At 72.8% G+C, this 17,826-nt stretch carries 17 protein-coding genes; 9 read left to right on the plus strand and 8 right to left on the minus strand.

The window, feature by feature from the left end:
• The 6 genes from ACFVSL_RS10350 to nirB all read right to left on the minus strand — a co-directional run.
• A partial coding sequence (locus ACFVSL_RS10350) for an NAD(P)/FAD-dependent oxidoreductase (RefSeq protein ID WP_386940764.1) occupies positions 1–1,256 on the minus strand: 1,256 nt, incomplete at its 3' end.
• Positions 1,253–3,415, minus strand: a complete 2,163-nt coding sequence (locus ACFVSL_RS10355; protein ID WP_386940766.1) for a molybdopterin oxidoreductase family protein — start codon at positions 3,413–3,415, stop codon at positions 1,253–1,255. The genes ACFVSL_RS10350 and ACFVSL_RS10355, both read right to left, overlap by 4 nt.
• A gap of 11 nt (positions 3,416–3,426) precedes the next feature.
• Positions 3,427–4,833, minus strand: coding sequence for an MFS transporter (locus ACFVSL_RS10360; protein WP_386940768.1), 1,407 nt, complete (start codon positions 4,831–4,833; stop codon positions 3,427–3,429).
• A gap of 139 nt (positions 4,834–4,972) precedes the next feature.
• On the minus strand, positions 4,973–6,103 hold the full coding sequence (locus tag ACFVSL_RS10365) for a uroporphyrinogen-III synthase (RefSeq protein WP_386940770.1): 1,131 nt from the start codon (positions 6,101–6,103) through the stop codon (positions 4,973–4,975).
• Positions 6,100–6,873, minus strand: a complete 774-nt coding sequence (gene cobA, locus ACFVSL_RS10370) for a uroporphyrinogen-III C-methyltransferase (RefSeq protein WP_386940772.1) — start codon at positions 6,871–6,873, stop codon at positions 6,100–6,102. Before cobA ends, ACFVSL_RS10365 begins: the two co-directional genes overlap by 4 nt.
• Positions 6,870–9,473 (minus strand): nitrite reductase large subunit NirB, encoded by a 2,604-nt coding sequence (gene nirB, locus ACFVSL_RS10375; RefSeq protein ID WP_386940773.1) that lies wholly within the window; start codon positions 9,471–9,473, stop codon positions 6,870–6,872. Before nirB ends, cobA begins: the two co-directional genes overlap by 4 nt.
• Before the next feature lie 225 nt (positions 9,474–9,698).
• Between nirB and nirD the strand changes: the two genes are divergently transcribed.
• On the plus strand, positions 9,699–10,052 hold the full coding sequence (gene nirD, locus ACFVSL_RS10380; RefSeq protein ID WP_386940775.1) for a nitrite reductase small subunit NirD: 354 nt from the start codon (positions 9,699–9,701) through the stop codon (positions 10,050–10,052).
• A 15-nt stretch (positions 10,053–10,067) separates the two neighbouring features.
• Here nirD and map read toward each other — a convergent pair whose 3' ends face one another.
• Positions 10,068–10,835, minus strand: a complete 768-nt coding sequence (gene map, locus ACFVSL_RS10385; protein WP_386940777.1) for a type I methionyl aminopeptidase — start codon at positions 10,833–10,835, stop codon at positions 10,068–10,070.
• Positions 10,836–10,921: 86 nt separating this feature from the next.
• Between map and ACFVSL_RS10390 the strand changes: the two genes are divergently transcribed.
• From ACFVSL_RS10390 to ACFVSL_RS10410, 5 genes are all read left to right on the plus strand, one after another.
• Entirely contained in the window at positions 10,922–11,434 is a 513-nt protein-coding gene (locus ACFVSL_RS10390) for a hypothetical protein (RefSeq protein WP_386940778.1), read from the plus strand.
• Between the two features lie 225 nt (positions 11,435–11,659).
• Positions 11,660–12,007: a 50S ribosomal protein L19 gene (gene rplS, locus ACFVSL_RS10395; protein ID WP_022887850.1), complete on the plus strand. Its 348-nt coding sequence runs from the start codon at positions 11,660–11,662 to the stop codon at positions 12,005–12,007.
• An 80-nt stretch (positions 12,008–12,087) separates the two neighbouring features.
• The gene (lepB, locus tag ACFVSL_RS10400) at positions 12,088–12,837 is read left to right on the plus strand and encodes a signal peptidase I (protein WP_386940780.1); all 750 of its coding nucleotides are present in this window, start codon (positions 12,088–12,090) and stop codon (positions 12,835–12,837) included.
• Complete coding sequence (locus ACFVSL_RS10405) at positions 12,837–13,529, plus strand: ribonuclease HII (protein ID WP_386940781.1); 693 nt, start codon at positions 12,837–12,839, stop codon at positions 13,527–13,529. The genes lepB and ACFVSL_RS10405 overlap by 1 nt, the downstream gene beginning before the upstream one ends.
• 6 nt (positions 13,530–13,535) lie before the next feature.
• Entirely contained in the window at positions 13,536–13,859 is a 324-nt protein-coding gene (locus ACFVSL_RS10410) for a DUF2469 family protein (RefSeq protein WP_386940783.1), read from the plus strand.
• A 63-nt stretch (positions 13,860–13,922) separates the two neighbouring features.
• Here the strand turns inward: ACFVSL_RS10410 and dprA are convergent, their stop codons facing one another.
• Positions 13,923–15,182 (minus strand): DNA-processing protein DprA, encoded by a 1,260-nt coding sequence (gene dprA / locus ACFVSL_RS10415; RefSeq protein WP_386940784.1) that lies wholly within the window; start codon positions 15,180–15,182, stop codon positions 13,923–13,925.
• A gap of 203 nt (positions 15,183–15,385) precedes the next feature.
• Here dprA and ACFVSL_RS10420 point away from each other — a divergent pair, with 203 nt between their 5' ends.
• The 3 genes from ACFVSL_RS10420 (at position 15,386) to ACFVSL_RS10430 (ending at position 17,567) form a co-directional block, all read left to right on the plus strand.
• The gene (locus ACFVSL_RS10420) at positions 15,386–15,556 is read left to right on the plus strand and encodes a hypothetical protein (protein ID WP_386940786.1); all 171 of its coding nucleotides are present in this window, start codon (positions 15,386–15,388) and stop codon (positions 15,554–15,556) included.
• Positions 15,553–17,070 (plus strand): recombinase family protein, encoded by a 1,518-nt coding sequence (locus ACFVSL_RS10425; RefSeq protein ID WP_386940787.1) that lies wholly within the window; start codon positions 15,553–15,555, stop codon positions 17,068–17,070. The genes ACFVSL_RS10420 and ACFVSL_RS10425 overlap by 4 nt, the downstream gene beginning before the upstream one ends.
• Before the next feature lie 296 nt (positions 17,071–17,366).
• A complete protein-coding gene (locus tag ACFVSL_RS10430; RefSeq protein ID WP_386940789.1) occupies positions 17,367–17,567 on the plus strand; it encodes a hypothetical protein in 201 nt (66 codons plus the stop codon).
• Positions 17,568–17,826: the final 259 nt, after the last annotated feature.

A 17,826-nucleotide genomic window follows, 5' to 3' on the forward strand; every position in this document is an offset into this window, starting at 1 on the left:
GTGAGCGCGGTCCACTGCAGGGAGACCTGGTACCCGCCCTCGGGCGCGTCGCCGGGCGGCGGGGGGGGGGGGTCGGGGGCGGGGGGGGAGGGGGTGCCGGTGGCCGGGGCGGGCGGGCCGGGGCGCGGGGCCCCGCCGTCGCCCCCGGGCCCGCGGCCGTGGCCGGCGGCATCCACCGCCTCATCGGAAGCCATGGCCCGGGCCTCGGCCGTGAATCGCGCCGCGAGCCAGTCGGCCTGCCGCCAGCCCGGGCCGATGAGGCCGGCCGGCGCACCGGGCAGGGTGCGCTCGCGCGCGTTCTCCTCGGTGCGCTCGACGATCTGGGCGCAGTCGCCGATCGCGAAGACGGCGGGGTCGCTCCAGGAGGCGAGCCACGGGTGCACGACGATGCCCGCCGCCGTGCGCAGGCCCGCCAGGACTGCGAGCTCCGCCCGGGCGCTGACGCCGCACGAGAGCACGAGCAGCTCGCCGCGGATCTGCTTGCCGTCGGCGGTGACGAGCTGGTCGAAGCGGCGGGTGCCGTCGGCGTCGTCGCGGAACCCGACCGCCTCGGCGCGCGAGTTCGCGACGACCGTGACCCCGGTGCGGCGGAGTGCCGCCCGGAGCACGAGGCCGGCGCCGCGATCCAGGTTGCGGGGCATCGGGTGCCCGCCGTGGTGCACGACGCAGACCTCGGCGCCCGCATGGGCGGCGGCCAGGGCGAGCTCGAGCCCGAGCACGCCCGCACCGAGCACGATGATCCGATGGCGCGCCCGCACCGCGGCGAGCACGCGCTCGGCGTCGGCCAGGTCGCGCAGGGCCGTGATGCCGGCGGGGAGCTCGTCGTCGCGGCCGACGAGCGCCCCGGCGTACTTCTCGAGCGAGACGAGGTCGCGTCGGTGCCGTTCGACGCCGTCGAGGGTCGGCACGTTCGCGCGGGCGCCCGTCGCGAGCACGAGCCGGTCGTAGCCGAGCAGCTCGCCCGACTCGAGTTCGACCGTGCGGGCGTCGCGGTCGATCGACCGCGCGGCGACGCCGAGCCGCATGCCGACGCCCGCCGCCTCGGCGCCCGCGCGATCGCCGACGAGCATCGAGTCGAGCTCGGTGCCGCCGACCGCGTACTCGGCGACGAGCACCCGGTTGTACGCCTCGACGTGCTCGCCGCCGACGACGGTCAGCTCGACCGAGCCGTCGGCGACGGCGGGCAGCAGCCCGTCGACGAACCGGGCGCCGACGGGGCCGTAGCCGATGAGGACGATGCGGTGCGGTGCGGTCATGCGGGGGCTCCGGCTTCTGCGCGGCGGGCGGGGGAGCCGGCGGAGCCGGTCGCGAGGTCGGCTGCGGGGGTGACCCGCACGCGATTCGTCTTGAACTCGGGCATGGCCGACACGGGGTCGACACGGTCGCTCGTCAGCAGGTTCGCCGCCCGGTCGTCGCCGAAGTGGAACGGCAGGAACACCGCCTCGACCCTGACCTCGGTCGTGAGCTTCGCCCGGCAGCAGACGCGTCCGCCCGCGTTGGCGATCTCGACCATCGCGCCGTCGGCGATGCCGAGCCGTTCGGCGGTCGCCGGATGGATCGACGCGCGCAGCTCGGGCTCGGCCGCGAGCAGCTCGGGCACGAGCCGCGTCTGGGCCCCGCTCTGGTAGTGCTCGAGCAGCCGCCCGGTCACGAGCACGAGCTCATCGGGGCCGGGCCCCTCGAGCACCGCGGGCCGCACCGAGACCGTCACGAGCCGCGCGAGCCCGTCGGCGTGCGCGAACCGATCGGCGAAGAGGCGTGGCGTGCCGGCGCTGCCGCGCGGGTAGGGCCAGTACGCGACCTCCCCGCGATCGAGCATCGCGTAGTCGATGCCCGAGTAGTCGGCGAGCCCGCCCTCCGAGGCCAGCCGAAGCTCCTCGAAGACCCGCTCGGGGTCGGTGTCGAACGTCGCGGGGCAGTCGAGCCGGCGTGCGAGCTCGGCGAGCACCCAGAGCTCGTCGCGGGTGCCGTCCGGCGGCTCGATCGCCCGCCGCCGTCGCAGCACGCGCCCCTCGAGCGAGGTCATCGTGCCCTCCTCCTCGGCCCACTGTCGCACCGGCAGCACGACGTCGGCGAGCGCGGCGGTCTCCGAGAGCACGAAGTCGCACACGACGAGGAGGTCGAGCGCCGCGATGCCCGTGCGCACGGCGGCGACGTTCGGCGACGAGACCACGAGGTTCGAGCCGTGCACGAGCAGGGCCCGCACGCCGCCGTCCCTGCCGAGCGACTGCAGCAGCTCGATCGCGGGCAGCCCGGGCCCGGGGATCCGCTCGGGCGCAACGCCCCACACCGCGGCGACGTGAGCCCGCGCGGCGGGGTCGGTGATCTTGCGGTAGCCGGGCAGCTGGTCGCACTTCTGCCCGTGCTCGCGCCCGCCCTGGCCGTTGCCCTGCCCCGTGAGGGTGCCGTAGCCGCTGCCCGGCCGCCCGGGCAGTCCCAGCAGGAGCGCGAGGTTGATCGCCGCCGTCGCCGTGTCGGTGCCGTCGACGTGCTGCTCGACGCCCCGCCCCGTGAGGACGAAGGTGTTCCCGCCCGCGGCGAGGCGCCGGGCGAGCCGGCGGATCGAGGCGGCAGGAACGCCCGTCACCGACTGCACGCGCTCGGGCCACCAGCTCGCGACCGAGCGCCGGAGCGCCGCGAACCCGAGCGTGCGGCGGTCGACGTAGTCGGTGTCGACGAGCCCCTCGGCGATGACCTGGTGGATGAGGCCGAGCAGGAGCACGAGGTCGGTGCCTGGCGCGGGCTGCAGGTGCAGCCCGCGCCCGTCGTCGGTGAGGCGCGCCGTCGCCGTGCGGCGCGGATCGACGACCACGAGTCCTCCGGCCGACTGCGCGCCCGCGAGGTGCCCGATGAACGGGGGCATCGTCGCCGCGACGTTCGACCCGAGGAGGAGCACGGTGTCGGCGCCGTCGAGGTCCTCGACGGGGAACGGCAGGCCGCGGTCGACGCCGAACGCCCGGTTGCCCGCGGCGGCCGCCGACGACATGCAGTAGCGGCCGTTGTAGTCGATGCGGCTCGTGCCCAGGGCGAGCCGGGCGAACTTGCCGAGCAGGTACGCCTTCTCGTTCGTGAGGCCGCCGCCGCCGAAGACGCCGACCGCATCGGCGCCGTGCTGTTCGCGGATGCCTCGGAGCCGCCCCGCGACGAGGTCGAGCGCCTCGTCCCAGCCCGCCTCCGCGAGCAGGCCGTCCGCGCCCCGCACGAGCGGGACGCGGAGCCGCGCGGTGCTGCCGAGGAGCTCGGCCGACGTCCACCCCTTCTTGCACAGCCCCCCGCGGTTCGTCGGGAAGTCGCGGGCGGAGACGCTCACCGGCGCCCGCGACGAGGGCGGCGCCGCGGCATCCGGTTCGCCGAGGGTCATCGCGCACTGCAGGGCGCAGTACGGGCAGTGGGTGTCGGCCGAGGCTCGTGGCATCCGTGCTCGATTCAGATCTGCTGCGCGCGCGCCCGGCCGGGGCGCACGTAGACGAGGGCGGTCAGGACGAGGAGCACGGCGTAGCCGGCGACGAAGCCGAGGAAGGCGCCCGCGTAGCCGCCCGTCGCCTGGAACGAGAGGTTGAGCGCCTGCGGGATCAGGAAGCCGCCGTACGCGCCGATCGCCGAGATGAGGCCGAGCGCCGCGGCCGCCTTGCGCTTGCGGGCCGTCTCGTCGCCCGAGGCGCGCAGCGCGAAGACGATCGGCACCATCCGGTAGGTCGAGCCGTTGCCGGCGCCCGCCGCGGCGAACAGCAGCAGGAACAGGCCGAGGAAGCCCCAGAAGCCGGTGACCGGCAGCGCGAGGACGACCGCGAGGGTGATCGCGGCCATCGCCGCGAATGCGCACATCGTGATGCGCGCACCGCCGAAGCGGTCGGCGAGGCGCCCGCCGTACGGGCGCGCCAGCGAGCCGACGAGCGCGCCGAGGAAGGCGAGCCCGATCGAGGTGCCGCCCACCTCGATCGTCGAGAAGGCGGGGAACTGGTCGACGATCAGCTTCGGGAACACGCTCGCGAAGCCGATGAACGAGCCGAAGGTGCCGATGTAGAGCAGCGACAGCACCCAGAGGTGCGGCTCCTTGAGGGCCGCCGCCGAGCCGGCGAGGTCGGCCTTCGCGTTCGAGAGGTTGTCCATTCGGCGCCAGGCGCCGAGCATCGCGACGAGGATGAACGGCACCCAGATCCAGCCGGCGAGCGGCAGGTTGAGGGATGCCCCTGCGCCGATCGTGATGACGACGGGCACGACGAACTGGGCGACGGCGGCGCCGAGGTTGCCGCCCGCGGCGTTGAGCCCGAGCGCCCAGCCCTTCTCGCGCTGCGGGTAGAAGTACGTGATGTTCGACATCGAGCTCGCGAAGTTGCCGCCGCCGAAGCCGGCGAGCGCCGCGACCGCGAGGAGGACGCCGAACGGGGTCTCGGGGTTGCCGACGCAGACGGCGAGGGCGATCGCCGGCGCGAGCAGGAGACCGGCCGAGATGATCGTCCAGTTGCGGCCGCCGAACCGCGGCACGAGGAACGAGTACGGGATGCGCAGGGTCGCGCCGACGAGGCTCGGGATCGAGATGAGCCAGAAGATCTCGCCGGTCGAGAGCTCGAAGCCGGCCTTCGGCAGCGTCACCGCGACGATCGACCACAGCTGCCAGACCACGAAGCCGAGGAACTCGGCGAAGATCGACCAGCGGAGGTTGCGGCGCGCGATCGCACGGCCGTCCGTCCGCCACTGCTCGTGGTCCTCGGGGTCCCAGTGGTCGATCCAGCGGCCCGGCCGCATCACGAGCGCGGGTGCGGCGCCGGCGGGAGCGGCGGCGGTGGGCGCGGACTGCGGTTGGTGCTGCTCGGTGCTGACGGTGTCGGTCATCGGTGCCTCCGGTGCGGTCGTTCGTGCGCGGAACTCGTGCGGCCGACGCTACGGAGCCGGTGTTTCAGCCGATCGTGCCGCCCGTGAACGCCCGGTCTCGAGGTGCTCACCCGATGCCCGTCTGGGTGTGAGGCGAGGCTCAGACATCGATCCGGTACCCGCGCTTGACCACGGTCGCGATGAGCCCCGGCACCCCGATGGTCTGCCGCAGCCGGCTGAGCGCGACCTCGAGGGCGTGCGGGTCGCCCGTGCCCGGCAGGCCGGAGGCGAGCCGGTCGCGGGCGACGACGGCGCCGTGGGCGAGTACGAGCGCGCGCAGCAGGGCGAGCGCGACGGGAGCCAGGGGCACCCGCCGGTCGTCGATCTCGAGCATCGCCCCGCGCAGGGCGAGCTCGCCGTGCCGGGTCTCGAGCCGGAGCACCCGGGACTGCTCGAGGTGCTCGCAGACGAGGCGGATCAGGGCGCCCATGCGGAACCGCTCGGGCTGGATCGGCACGATCCCGGCGTCGAGGAGCGGCGCCGCGGTCACAGGGCCGACGGCGGCCGCCACGACGGGCCCGCACATCGCATCGACGAGCTCGTCGTAGCGACCGCGGGCCTCGGCCGCGCCGAAGAGCGCGTGCACGGCGGGCGCGCTCGTGAAGGTGACGGCGTCGAGTCCGCCCGAGCAGGCGGCGTCGATCAGCCGGTCGACCCGATCGTCGTCGGCGTCGGTCTCCACCCAGCGGTAGGGCTCGACGGTGAGCACCCGTGCGTGGGCCGCGCGCAGGCGATCGAGCTGGTGCGCCTGGAGGAACCCGTGCAGCTGCACCGCGACCGTGAGCCCGGGCGGGTGGTGGTCGAGCACCTCGTCGATGAGCGACTCCGTCGTCTCCTCGACGCTCATGCCGACGTCGTTCAGCCCCGCGGCCCTGATGCCGCCGCGCGCCTTCGGCCCGCGCACGAGGATCGCGGTCGACTGCAGGGCCTCGACGAGGTCCTCGCCGAGCCCCGCCGCGTCGGCGACCTCGAACCAGCGACGCACCCCGTAGGCGGTCGTCGCGAGCAGCACGTCGGGCCGGGCGGCGATGATCGCCCGAGTGTCGGCGATGACGGGATCGTCGCTCGCGGCGTTCGCCATCCGGAGCGTGGGCGCGTGCAGCACCTGGGCGCCGCGACGGGCGAAGGCGTCGATGAGGTCGGCAGAGCGCCGGTCGCTCGTGACGCCGATGCGGAACCCCGCCAGCTGGTCCGGGCGGAAGCCGGGCGGGCACCCCGTGGCATCCGTCATGCGATCACCGACATCGCCGACGCCCGGGCCATCAGCTCGCTCGCCGACGCCTCGCCGTCGTGCGCGAGGCGCACGACCTCGCCGACGACGACCACCGCGGGCGAGGCGACGCGCGCCCGGGCGGCCGTCGCGACGATGTCGGCGAGCGTGCCGATCGTGGTGCGCTGCCCGGCGCTGAAGCCGCGTTCGACGACCGCGACCGGATGCTCCGCCGGGAGGCCGTGCCTGGCGAGCCCGGCGACGAGCGAGGGCAGGGTCGCGATGCCCATGAGCACGACGATCGTGCCGCCGAGCCCGGCGAGGTGGGCGAGCTCCTCGTCGCTCAGCGGGGCGTGCCCCGAGACGACCGTGAAGAGGCGGCTCACCTCGCGGTGCGTGACCGGGATCCCGGCGGCGGCGGGCACGGCGATCGCGCTCGTGACGCCCGGGACGACCTCGACGGGGATCCCCGCCGCGTGGCAGGCGAGCACCTCCTCGCCGCCCCGGCCGAGCACGTACGGGTCGCCGCCCTTCAGGCGCACCACGTGGGCGCCGGATGCCGCGTACCGCACGAGCATCGCCTCGATCTCGCGCTGCGGCACGGCGTGATGGCCCGGCGTCTTGCCGACGTCGACGATCTCCGCGCGCGGGGCGAGGGCGGCGAGGTCCTCGTGGGGCGCGAGCCGGTCGACGAGCACCACGTCGGCCTCGGCGAGGGCGCGCGCCGCGCGCACCGTGAGCAGGTCGACCGCGCCGGGGCCGCCGCCCACGAGCGTGACGCGCCCGCTCATCCGAGCGCCTCCCGCGTCGGAATGGTCGACCCGGCGATCAGGACCGTCCGTCCGTCCGCGCGCTCCTCGGCCGTCGCGGGCCGGAACTGCTCGCGCTCGGCGACCCGCGCGATCGAGGGGTCGGGAGTGTGCGGGGCGTTCACGAAGGAGCGGAACCGGCGCAGCCGCTCGGGGTCGGCGAGCGTCGCCGCCCACTCGTCCTCGTAGTGGTCGACGTGGGTCGCGACGGCCGCCTCGAGCTCCGCCGCGAGGCCGAGGCGGTCGTCCACGACGACCTCGCGCACGTGGTCGAGGCCGCCCTCGAGGTCCTCCATCCAGCGCGCGGTGCGCTGGAGGCGGTCGGCGGTGCGGATGTAGTACATCAGGTACCGGTCGATGTAGCGGATGAGCGTCTCGTCGTCGAGGTCGCTCGCGAGCAGCTGCGCGTGCGCCGGCTGGAATCCGCCGTTGCCGCCGACGTAGAGGTTCCACCCCTGATCCGTCGCGATGACGCCGACGTCCTTGCCGCGCGCCTCGGCGCACTCGCGGGCGCAGCCCGAGACGCCGAACTTCAGTTTGTGCGGCGACCGCAGTCCCCGGTACCGGAGCTCGAGCCGCACCGCCATCGCGACCGAGTCCTGCACGCCGTAGCGGCACCAGGTCGACCCGACGCAGCTCTTCACGTTGCGGAGGGCCTTGCCGTACGCCTGGCCCGACTCGAAGCCGGCGTCGACGAGCTGCTTCCAGATGTCGGGCAGCTGGTCGAGGCGGGCGCCGAACAGGTCGATGCGCTGGCCGCCCGTGATCTTCGTGTACAGGCCGAACTCCTGCGCGACCGCGGCGATGACCGCGAGCTTCTCGGGCGTGATCTCGCCCGCCGGGATCCGCGGCACGACCGAGTAGGTGCCGTCCTTCTGCATGTTCGCCATGGCACGGTCGTTCGTGTCCTGGAGGCCGCCTCGGCCGCCGTCGAGGATGTAGGAACCGTGCTGCGTGGCGAGGATCGAGGCGACCACCGGCTTGCAGATGTCGCAGCCGCGACCCGTGCCGAGACGCTCGACGATCTCGTCGAACGAGGTCAGCCCGATGACGCGGATCGACTCGAACAGCTCCTGGCGCGAGAGCTCGAAGTGCTCGCAGAGGGCCCGCGAGAGGGCGACGCCCGACTTCTTCAGCTCGCCCTCGAGGAGCTTCTTCACGAGCGGGACGCACGAGCCGCACTGGGTGCCCGCGCGGGTGCACGTCTTCAGTGCGCCGAGCTCCGTGCAGCCCTCGGCGTGCCCGTCGCCCGCGATCGCGTCGCGGATCGTCCCCGCCGTCACGTTGTTGCACGCGCAGACGAGCGCGGCGGACGGGAGCTCGTCGCCCGCGGGCGGCTCGACCCCCGACGCCGAGAGGTACGCGGCCGGCTCGCTCGAGAGCTCGGTGCCGACGAGCGGGCGCAGGCTGGAGTACGGCGAGGCGTCGCCGACGAAGATCCCGCCGAGGAGCGTCTTCGCGTCGCCCGTCATGACGAGCTTCTGGTAGAGCCCGCGGGCCGGGTCGGCGTAGACGATCTCGAGTGCGTGCTCGGTGCGGGCGAGCGCATCGCCGAAGCTGGCGACGTCGACGCCCGAGAGCTTCAGCTTCGTCGCGTCGTCGACCGTCGTGAACTCGGCCGCGCCGCCGAGCAGGCGGTCGGCGACGACCTCGGCCATCGCGTTCGCCGGGGCGACGAGCCCCGTGCAGCGGCCCTCGAAGCTCGCGACCTCGCCGATCGCGTGCACGTTCGGCAGCGACGTCGCGCAGGCCGAGTCGATCGCGACGCCGCCGCGCGGCCCCAGCTCGAGGCCGAGCTCGCGGGCGAGCTCGTCGCGCGGGCTGATGCCGATCGCGAAGACGACGAGGTCGCAGTCGATGCGGCGCCCGTTCGCGAGCTCGACGCCCACCACCGCATCGCCGTCGACGACGAGGGCGGTCGGCCGGACCCCGAGGTGCAGGCCGATGCCCTGGCCCGCGATGATCCGGCCGAGCGCCCGCCCCGCGCCCTCGTCGAGCTGGGCCGACATGAGCCAGCCGCCCGAGTGCACGACGGCGGCGTCGGCGCCGAGCGCCGCGAGGCCGCCGGCCGCCTCGAGCCCGAGGAGGCCGCCGCCGGCCACGACCGCCCGGGCCGGCCTGCCGCGCTCCGTCGCGATCGCCGCCGTCTCCGCGACGAGCGCGTCGACGTCCTCGATCGTGCGGTAGACGCGGGCGTGCTCGGAACCGGGGAGCTCGGGCACCGGTGCGCTCGAGCCGGTCGCGAGCACGAGCTCGTCCCAGTGCAGTCGCCGCCCGCTCGACGTCGTCGCGGAGCTCGCGTCGGGGTCGATCGAGACGACGCGCTCGCCGACCACGAGCTCGACGTGCCCGTCCTCCCACATGCTGCTCGGCTGGAGCGCGAGGTCGACCGCACCGTCGGCGAGACGCGTGCTGAGGGCGACCCGGTCGTAAGGCGCGTGCGGCTCCTCGCCGACCACCGTGACGCGCAGGGTGCGGCCCGCGTCGCGGGCGTGCAGGCTGTCGGCGAGTCGCTGCGCGGCGGGGCCGCCGCCGACGATGAGGACGTCGCGCACGTCGGCGCTGCGGCGGTGCTCGGTCATGCTGCCTCCCCGGATCGGATGAGGCGAGCGTAGGAGCGCGTCGTTTCGGGGCTGTTTCGGCGGGGTAACCGAGATGCGCGTCGGACGCACTGCGGCCGTCGTCGGATGTGAGGCGGTCTTCACGGGGCCGAAACACCGCGACCGGCCGGCCGAAACGATCCGCCGTTAGCGTCGAGCGCATGCCTCGCCGGGCGGGAGCGCCCGGCACGACCCTGGAGGATCCGCATGACGTCGACCGCCACCGCCACGACGACCACCTGGCTCACGGCCTGCGACCTCGACGAGCTCGAACCCGGGTGGGGCGAGGTCGCGCTGCACGGCGACCGTCAGATCGCGCTCGTGCGGCTGCGGGCCGACGAGGTCTATGCCGTCGACCACCTCGACCCCCACACCGGGGCGCCCGTCATGGCGCGCGGCATCGTGGGATCGCGGGGCGAGCGCCCCACCATCGCCTCGCCGCTGCACAAGGAGGTCTACGACCTCGGCACCGGCGAGTGCTTCACCGACGCGACGCTCGCGCTCCGCACCTACCGCACGCGGATCGTCGGCGGCATGATCGAGGTCGAGCTCGACCGCTGAGCCGCCTCGGCGCGGTCAGCCGCGCTGCGTGAGCACGATCGGGTCGCCGTCGGTGATGGCGATCGTGTGCTCGGAGTGCGCGCCGCGCGAGCCGTCGGCGCTGCGCAGCGTCCAGCCGTCGGGGTCGGTGAAGATCTCGTCGGTGGTCTGGAGGAACCACGGCTCGATCGCCACGACGAGGCCGGGCTTCAGCGGCAGCCCGCGGCCGGGCCGGCCGTTGTTGGGGATGTGCGGGTCGCCGTGCATGGTGCGCCCGACGCCGTGCCCGCCGAAGTCGGTGTTGATCGAGTAGCCGTCGGCCTTCGCCACATCGGCGATGGCGCGCGAGATGTCGCCGATGCGGTTGCCCGGTCGTGCGGCGGCGATGCCCGCGTCGAGTGCGCGCTGCGTCGTGTCGATGAGGCGCAGGTCCTCGTCGCGGGGGGTGCCGACGACGATCGAGATCGCCGAGTCGGAGACCCAGCCGTTCAGCGAGGCCGCGAAGTCGAGGCTCAGCAGGTCGCCGTCGCGCAGCGTGTAGTCGCGGGGGAGTCCGTGCAGCACCGCGTCGTTCACCGAGGTGCAGATGACCTTGCCGAACGGGCTCGCGCCGAACGACGGGTGGTAGTCGATGTAGCAGCTCTCCGCGCCCGCCTTGCGGATCATCTCGTGCGCGAGCGCGTCGAGCTCGAGCAGGTTGACGCCGACGGCCGCGGCCTTCGACGTCGCCTCGATCACGCTGGCCACGAAGCGGCCGGCGGGCCGCATCTCCTCGAGCTCGGCGGGGGTCCTCAGTTCGATCACGCTCATCCTCTCCGAGACCATTCTGTCGCCTCCGCCCTGAGTGAACACCCGGCGCGCTCGCAGCCGGGGCGGATTACGCTGGCCTCATGCTCATCCGGCGCCTCTTCTACCGCTGGCAGTTCATCGCGATCGTCGCACTGCCGGTGTGGCTCCTCGTGGGCTGGGCGATCTTCGGATCGGGCGGCTGGGGCACCCTCGGGCTCGTGATCGTGGTGCCCGTCGCCTTCCTCGCGCTCGGCGTCGTCGCGCTCCTCGTGAACGCGCGACCGACGGTGCGGAGCGAACGGGCCGTCTCGTGGACGGACGTCGGCGTGATCGGCGCCTGGCACGCAGCCCTCATCGCGACCGGCTTCTACACCGCCGGAGCGACGTTCTTCGGCATCCTCGCGATCATCGCGGCGATCGCCGCCTTCTGGGTCTCGCTCTGGCAGCTCGTGAAGGACGGCGCGAAGCGCATGAACGCCTCGATGGCCGAGTTCGAGCGACTCGCGGCCGAGCAGCAGGGCGGCATGCCGCGACAGGATGCCCCGGGCACGCGCCGTCCGCCGTTCGACGACGGCGACGACGACGTGATCATCATCCACGAGGTGCGCGACTGAGGCCTGCGTCGGCGACGCCGGGGCGTCCGCGGGGCGAGGCTGGCCGCTTTGCCTGCCGGGCACCCGGCATGGCACAATAGAGGATTGTGCCGCTGCGGGAGCGATCCCGCCGACGACTCTGCCTCCGGGGAGCATGCGACGCACGGTCTTCCGTGCGAGGCGGCACCAGACACTTTCCATTCAAGATCCGCGTTCGACCGGTGGCGGGCGCAGAGAGCGAACATCATGCACATTCTCGACCATGTCGACGCCGCGAGCCTGCGGTCGGACATCCCCGACTTCCGCCCCGGCGACACCGTCAAGGTGCACGTGAACATCATCGAAGGCACCCGCTCGCGCATCCAGGTCTTCCAGGGCGTCGTCATCGGCCGCTCGGGCGAAGGCGTGCGCGAGACCTTCACGGTCCGCAAGGTCAGCTTCCAGGTCGGCGTCGAGCGCAAGTTCCCGGTGCACTCGCCGGTCATCGACCACATCGAGGTCGTCACCCGCGGTGACGTCCGTCGCGCGAAGCTCTACTACCTGCGCAAGCTCCGTGGCAAGAAGGCCAAGATCAAGGAGAAGCGCGACGCCTGATCGTCTGCGCGAATCGCGGTCGTCCGCGAACTCCGACCGAGCTCCCCACCAATAGACTGGTGGGGAGCTCGGGCGGTTAAATGACAGAAGACACCACCATGCGCGAAGATCGCGCTGGTTCGGCATCGGCACGCGGCAGGCAGCGCGGGGTACTCCTCTTCCTGAGGGACCTGCTCGTCATCTTCGTGGTGGCGGTGCTCGTTTCGTTCCTCATCAAGACGTTCCTCATCCGGTCGTTCTTCATCCCATCGCAGTCGATGGAGATGACGCTCGTGAAGGACGATCGCATCATCGTGAACCAGCTGGTTCCCGAGGTCACGCCGATCTCGCGGGGCGACGTCGTGGTCTTCAAGGATCCGGGAGGCTGGCTGCCGGCCCGCGTCGAGGAGCCGCAGCCGCCGCTCGTCGCCGCGATCGACTGGTTCACCGCCTTCGTGGGGCTCTCGGCGCCCGACTCGAACGATCACCTCGTCAAGCGCGTCATCGGCCTGCCGGGCGACCACGTCACCTGCTGCAACGCCCTGGGCCAGATGAGCGTGAACGGCGTGCCGCTCGACGAGTCGGCCTATGTCGCCCTGCCGCCGGGCGAGACCAAGGTCTCGGAGGTCGACTTCGACGAGACCGTGCCCGAGGGGGCGCTCTGGGTGATGGGCGACAACCGCGGCAACTCCAAGGACTCGCGCTACAACGGCGACACGCCGCTCAAGGGCTTCGTGCCGATCGACAACGTCGTCGGCCGGGCGTTCGTCGTCAGCTGGCCGATCTCGCACTGGGCGTGGCTCGACAACTACCCGACCGTCTTCGAGGGCGTCGACGAAGGCGAAGGGTGATGGCCGGGCAGGCGATCCCGAACCTCCGCGCCGAGCGCGAGCTCTTCGACGAGGGGGCGCCGTTCGTGCTCGCCTGCGACGAGGTCGGCCGCGGCGCGCTCGCCGGCCCCGTGACCATCGGCCTCGTCGTCATCGACCCCGCCGTGCGGCGGATGCCGGCGGGCCTGCGCGATTCGAAGCTCATGAGCGAGCCGCGTCGCGACGCGATGGCGCCGCGGGCCGGCGCGTGGGTGCGCGCCTGGGCGGTGGGCGAGGCATCGGCGGCCGAGATCGACGAGCTCGGCATCATGGCGTGCCTGGGGCTTGCCGGCGCCCGCGCGTTCGCCGCGCTCGCCCCCGGCACGTCGCTCGCCGATGCGGTGGCCGGTTCGCCGCTCATCCTCGACGGCAACCACGACTGGCTGAGCCCCGCCATCGAGCGGCGGGTCGCCGTGCGCACCCGGATCAAGGCCGACCGCGACTGCGCCTCGGTGGCGGCGGCCTCGGTGCTCGCGAAAGTGCACCGAGACGGCGGGATGCGTCGCGCACACGCCGACACCCCGCTCTACTCGTGGGACGAGAACAAGGGCTACTCGAGTCGCGCGCACTTCGCCGCGATCGACGAGCACGGCCCGAACGCACTGCATCGGCGCACCTGGCTGCATGAGCGGGTGCCCGAGGCGCCGGCCCTGTTCGACCTCGGCGTAGGATGAACCACGATGGATGAAGACGAGTTCGAAGACTACGACCGCGAGGTCGAGTTGGCCCTGTACCGCGAGTACCGAGACATCGTCTCGCAGTTCAAGTTCGTGGTCGAGACCGAGCGACGGTTCTATCTCGCGAACGAGGTCGAACTCGTGCGCCGTGACACCGAGCACGACTTCTACTTCGAGCTGACGATGAAGGACGTCTGGGTCTGGGACGTCTACCGTGCCGACCGCTTCGTGAAGGCCGTGCGGGTGCTGACCTTCAAGGACGTCAACGTCGAGGAGCTGGCGGCTCGCGAGTTCGAGCTGCCGAAGGAGCTCGCGCTCGACGAGTAGCCGTCGGCACGGCACGTCGATCGGGTGGTGGGGCTGGGCGCCGGTGCGGCACTCCCTGGTCGGTCATCGACGCCGCGCTCGGCGCTTCCAGTCGCCGTCGACGTCGCGGACCGCTCGGCGATCGACCTCGAGTTCCGCGAGCGTCGACATCACCAGGCCGGGCGCCATGCCGCTGCGTCGGGCGAGCTCGTCGACCGAGCGAGCGCTCCTCGAGCTGAGGGCGTCGAGCAGCCGGACGGCGTCGGGCGAGGGCTCGGGCGACGCCGGTGCCGCGGCCGGCGGGCGGCCCGCCGCCCCACCGTGGATGCCGAAGCCCATGCCGGAGGCAAGCTCGGCCATCTGCGCCGCGTCGACGACGCACGTGGCATCGCGCTCCCGCATCAGCCGGTGGCATCCGGCCGACGACGGGCTCGTCACCGGCCCGGGCACTGCGCCGAGCGGGCGGCCGAGCTGCGTCGCGTGGGTCGCGGTGTTCAACGAGCCCGACCGGAGCCCGGCCTCGATCACGACCGTCGCCTCGCCGGCGGCCGCGATGAGCCGGTTCCGTTGGAGGAAGCGCCACTTGGACGGGGCGGTGCCGCAGGGCACCTCCGAGAAGATCGCGCCCGACTGGGCGATGCGGGTGAGCAACGACTCGTGGCCCGCAGGATAGAACCGGTCGATGCCGCCGGCGAGGAACGCGACCGTCGTGCCGTCGCTCGCGAGCGCCGCGCGGTGGGCGGTGCCGTCGATGCCGTAGGCGCCGCCGGAGACGATGAGGAACCCGCGATCGACGAGGCCGGCCGAGGCGTCGGCCGTCACGTGCTCGCCGTAGCCGCTCGCCGCGCGCGCCCCGACGAGCGAGATCGTCGGCTGCGCACCGGCGAGGGCGCCGGCGCGGCCGCGCACCCAGAGGGCGAGCGGGGCGTGCGCGCCGAGATCGTCGACGCCGGTCGGCCACTCCGCGTCGCCGGGCAGCAGGAGACGCGCGCCGACGCGGGCCGCCTGCTCGAGCGAGCGCACGAACGCCCCGGCGTCGACGCGCGGGCGCCAGCGCTGCAGCCCGTGCTCGATCGACGACTCGGCGAGCGGCTCGCCCGACGCGCGGAGGGCGGCGGCGAACTCGGCGGGCGCGGCGCCCCCGACGACGAGGTCGAGCACCGCGGGTGCCCCGACGGAGGCGACGAGGTGTCCGAGCACGCCGTCGCCCGGCTCGGAGAGGAATCCGAGCGCCGCGCGGGCGGCGGCCTCGGCGCGGCGCTCCTCGTCGTCGGGCGCGCGGCCGTCGCGGACGGCGTCGATCGCGGAGGAGTGTGCGGCGACGGTGCGGAGCGTGGCGCTCATGACGTGACTCCCGACTTGAAGAACATGGCGCGACCGACGTGCTCGGCGCTCGGCGTGGTGCTCCCGGCGAGGTCCGCGAGGGTCCAGGCGACACCGAAATCGAAATAGGACGTAACTCGCACTAAAATTCAAGGGAGACAACAAGAAGCGCTCCCGGGACGGCCATCCCGGGAGCGCAGTGACCGACTGGATTGGAGTCGATCGTGACCAACCGTACCTTCACCGCCCTTGTGCGGACTGAGCAGCACGTCGAGGAGATCGAGGTCGTAGCCGACCTCGACACCGTTGAGCAGGCGGTCCTCGCCGAGTTCCAGCACCGCCCCGACGTCGTGATCCTCGACATCGTGGAGGCCGACCGAGAGGAAGCCCGATGACCCGCACCGCCCTGTACGCGAGGCAGTCGCTGTCGAACGCCGAGGGCGTCGACCGGCAGATCGTCCGGTGCACCTCACTTGCAGACCTGCGCGGCTGGGACATCGTTGACCGCTTCGTTGACGATGGCAAGAGCGCGTCGAAGCCGCGCGGTCCGGGCACCGCATGGCACCGCCTCCTTGAGGACGCCACGGCGAAGCGATTCGACGTCGTCATCGCAGTCGACCAGGACCGCCTCCTGCGGTCGATCGGCGATCTCGTGCCGTTGCTCGCGACCGGCGTCCGTGTGGTCACGGTCGACGGGGAGATCGACCTCACGACGGCCGACGGCGAGTTCCGGGCGACGATGGCTGCCGGTCTCGCGCGGTTCGAGGTGGCGAGGAAGTCGGAACGGCAGAGGCGGGCGAACGAGTTCAGGCGGACCCGGGGCCTGCCTGCGAACGGTCGGCGTGCGTTCGGCTACACCCGGGTCCGGCCCGGTGCGGGCGGGACCACGGCGACCCGTCTCGACGAGCACGGCCGGGAGTGGCCTGACTTCGGTCACGAGCCGATCGTGAAGGAGGCCGAGGCGATCGTCCGCGGCTACGCGATGCTGTTCGCCGGGGCGTCGCTCGTCGCCATCGCGCGCCGGTGGAACGCCGACGGCTTGACGACGACTGACGGGCAGCCGTGGACCGCGGGGGCGGTGCGGAACGTGATCGCGAGCCCGCGCCCGGCGGGCCTGATCGCGCCTCCCCGAGACCCGGCGGCGTCATCGGCCGGGCACGTCCTCGACCAGCCGATCGACGCGTTCCTCCCGGGCTCGTGGGAGCCGATCGTCAGTGTGGACGAGTGGACGGCAGCGAGGGTGCTCCTGACGGTGCCCGGGCGGCGGACCGGCCCGGGCGCGCCTCCGAAGACGCTGCTCTCGGGCATCGCGCGGTGCGGCGTCTGTGGGGCAACGGTGAAGGGTGGCCGTACGAAGGACGGCAGCGACACGTACCGGTGCAGCGAGTCGACGCACCTCAGCCGGAAGCGCGACGGCGTCGACGAACTCGTCGCCCACCTGATCATCGGGCGGATGAGCCAGCCGGATGTCACCGCCCTGCTGCACCGGTCGGACGCACCGGACCTCCACCGCACCCGTGACGAACTCCGGGCGGCGCAGGAGGCCGAGACGAACCTGCTGAACCTCGTGGGGAAGGGGCTCACGACGCTGGCGCGGGCGACGAGCGCGCTGCGGGATGTCCGGCAGCGGATCGGCGAGTTGGAGGCCAGTATGCAGGATGTTGGGAAGTCGACGGCGGCGCGCGGGCTGATTGAGGCGACCGAGGCGGCTGGTGCGGACTGGTCGGACCGGTGGGCGGCGGCGGCGACGTTCTGGGAGGGCATGACGATCGACGAGCGCCGGGCGGTGACCGAGTCGCTGATGACGGTGACGGTGCACTCACCGGGGAAGGGGTCGCGGCCTCCTCGCGACCTCGCGGGACGTCTGGCTCATGCCGAGGCGTGCACCGGCATCGAGTGGCTGGCCTGAGCCGACCGACCTCCTCGACGACCCCCGGCAGTGTGCCGGGGGTCGTCTGTGTTCGGGCGGACGTGGCGGGATGCCCGCCACCCCCACGCGGTTGATATGCCCAAGGCATACTCCCTGATCAGCAGGTAGTTTCGGGGTTTCATTCCGGTGGTGCCAACCGATAGCATCGGATTCGATACCAACCGAGTTCTCACGCACCCTCAACTGAACATCCCGGTTCTGCGGGAAAGGCACGCGGACCTCCGCTTCGGAGGCCGCGGAAATCGGCAGGCCCACTACTCGAAAGTGGCCACACCTTGCCTACGCTCACCCAGACCGCCGGAGCGAACTACGCCCGAGCGATTCGTCTCAACTACGCGCCTGAGATCATCCGTGCGAGAAACCTCGACATGTGCGCCGCGCGCATCGAGGACGTCCTCCTGTGGCAGCCCGGCCTCCGACAGGAGGATGCCGACCGGCTTGCCGCGATGCTGCAGAGCAAGGTCGTCCCCGAATGATCGAGCCGCCCGATGAGGCGGCGCGGGCGATCCTTGACCGGGTCCTCGCCGACGCGCCACCTCTCAGCCAGAGCCAGCAGCAGCAACTACTCGTCATGACAGCAGGCGTTCGGAGCGTATCAGCAGGCTCGACCATCCTCGGACCCGATTTCGTCGCGGAGACGCCTGAGATCGGCGCTCGGGGTTCGTCGGTGCCGACTCCTCGACGAGATCGCGGCCGAGGATGGGCGAGCACGCAGATGCAGCACGCGGCAGCCCG

This window comes from Agromyces sp. NPDC058064 (assembly GCF_042885275.1).
In the GTDB taxonomy this organism is placed as follows: Bacteria; Actinomycetota; Actinomycetes; order Actinomycetales; family Microbacteriaceae; genus Agromyces.

Excerpts from the sequence above, each read along its gene's own strand:
- ACFVSL_RS10355 (WP_386940766.1), bottom strand. The coding sequence starts at position 3,415 with ATGCCACGAGCCTCGGCCGACACCCACTGCCCGTACTGCGCCCTGCAG.
- ACFVSL_RS10360 (WP_386940768.1), bottom strand. The coding sequence starts at position 4,833 with ATGACCGACACCGTCAGCACCGAGCAGCACCAACCGCAGTCCGCGCCC.
- ACFVSL_RS10365 (WP_386940770.1), bottom strand. The coding sequence starts at position 6,103 with ATGACGGATGCCACGGGGTGCCCGCCCGGCTTCCGCCCGGACCAGCTG.
- cobA (WP_386940772.1), bottom strand. The coding sequence starts at position 6,873 with ATGAGCGGGCGCGTCACGCTCGTGGGCGGCGGCCCCGGCGCGGTCGAC.
- nirB (WP_386940773.1), bottom strand. The coding sequence starts at position 9,473 with ATGACCGAGCACCGCCGCAGCGCCGACGTGCGCGACGTCCTCATCGTC.
- nirD (WP_386940775.1), top strand. The coding sequence starts at position 9,699 with ATGACGTCGACCGCCACCGCCACGACGACCACCTGGCTCACGGCCTGC.
- ACFVSL_RS10390 (WP_386940778.1), top strand. The coding sequence starts at position 10,922 with ATGCTCATCCGGCGCCTCTTCTACCGCTGGCAGTTCATCGCGATCGTC.
- rplS (WP_022887850.1), top strand. The coding sequence starts at position 11,660 with ATGCACATTCTCGACCATGTCGACGCCGCGAGCCTGCGGTCGGACATC.
- lepB (WP_386940780.1), top strand. The coding sequence starts at position 12,088 with ATGACAGAAGACACCACCATGCGCGAAGATCGCGCTGGTTCGGCATCG.
- ACFVSL_RS10405 (WP_386940781.1), top strand. The coding sequence starts at position 12,837 with ATGGCCGGGCAGGCGATCCCGAACCTCCGCGCCGAGCGCGAGCTCTTC.
- ACFVSL_RS10410 (WP_386940783.1), top strand. The coding sequence starts at position 13,536 with ATGGATGAAGACGAGTTCGAAGACTACGACCGCGAGGTCGAGTTGGCC.
- dprA (WP_386940784.1), bottom strand. The coding sequence starts at position 15,182 with ATGAGCGCCACGCTCCGCACCGTCGCCGCACACTCCTCCGCGATCGAC.
- ACFVSL_RS10425 (WP_386940787.1), top strand. The coding sequence starts at position 15,553 with ATGACCCGCACCGCCCTGTACGCGAGGCAGTCGCTGTCGAACGCCGAG.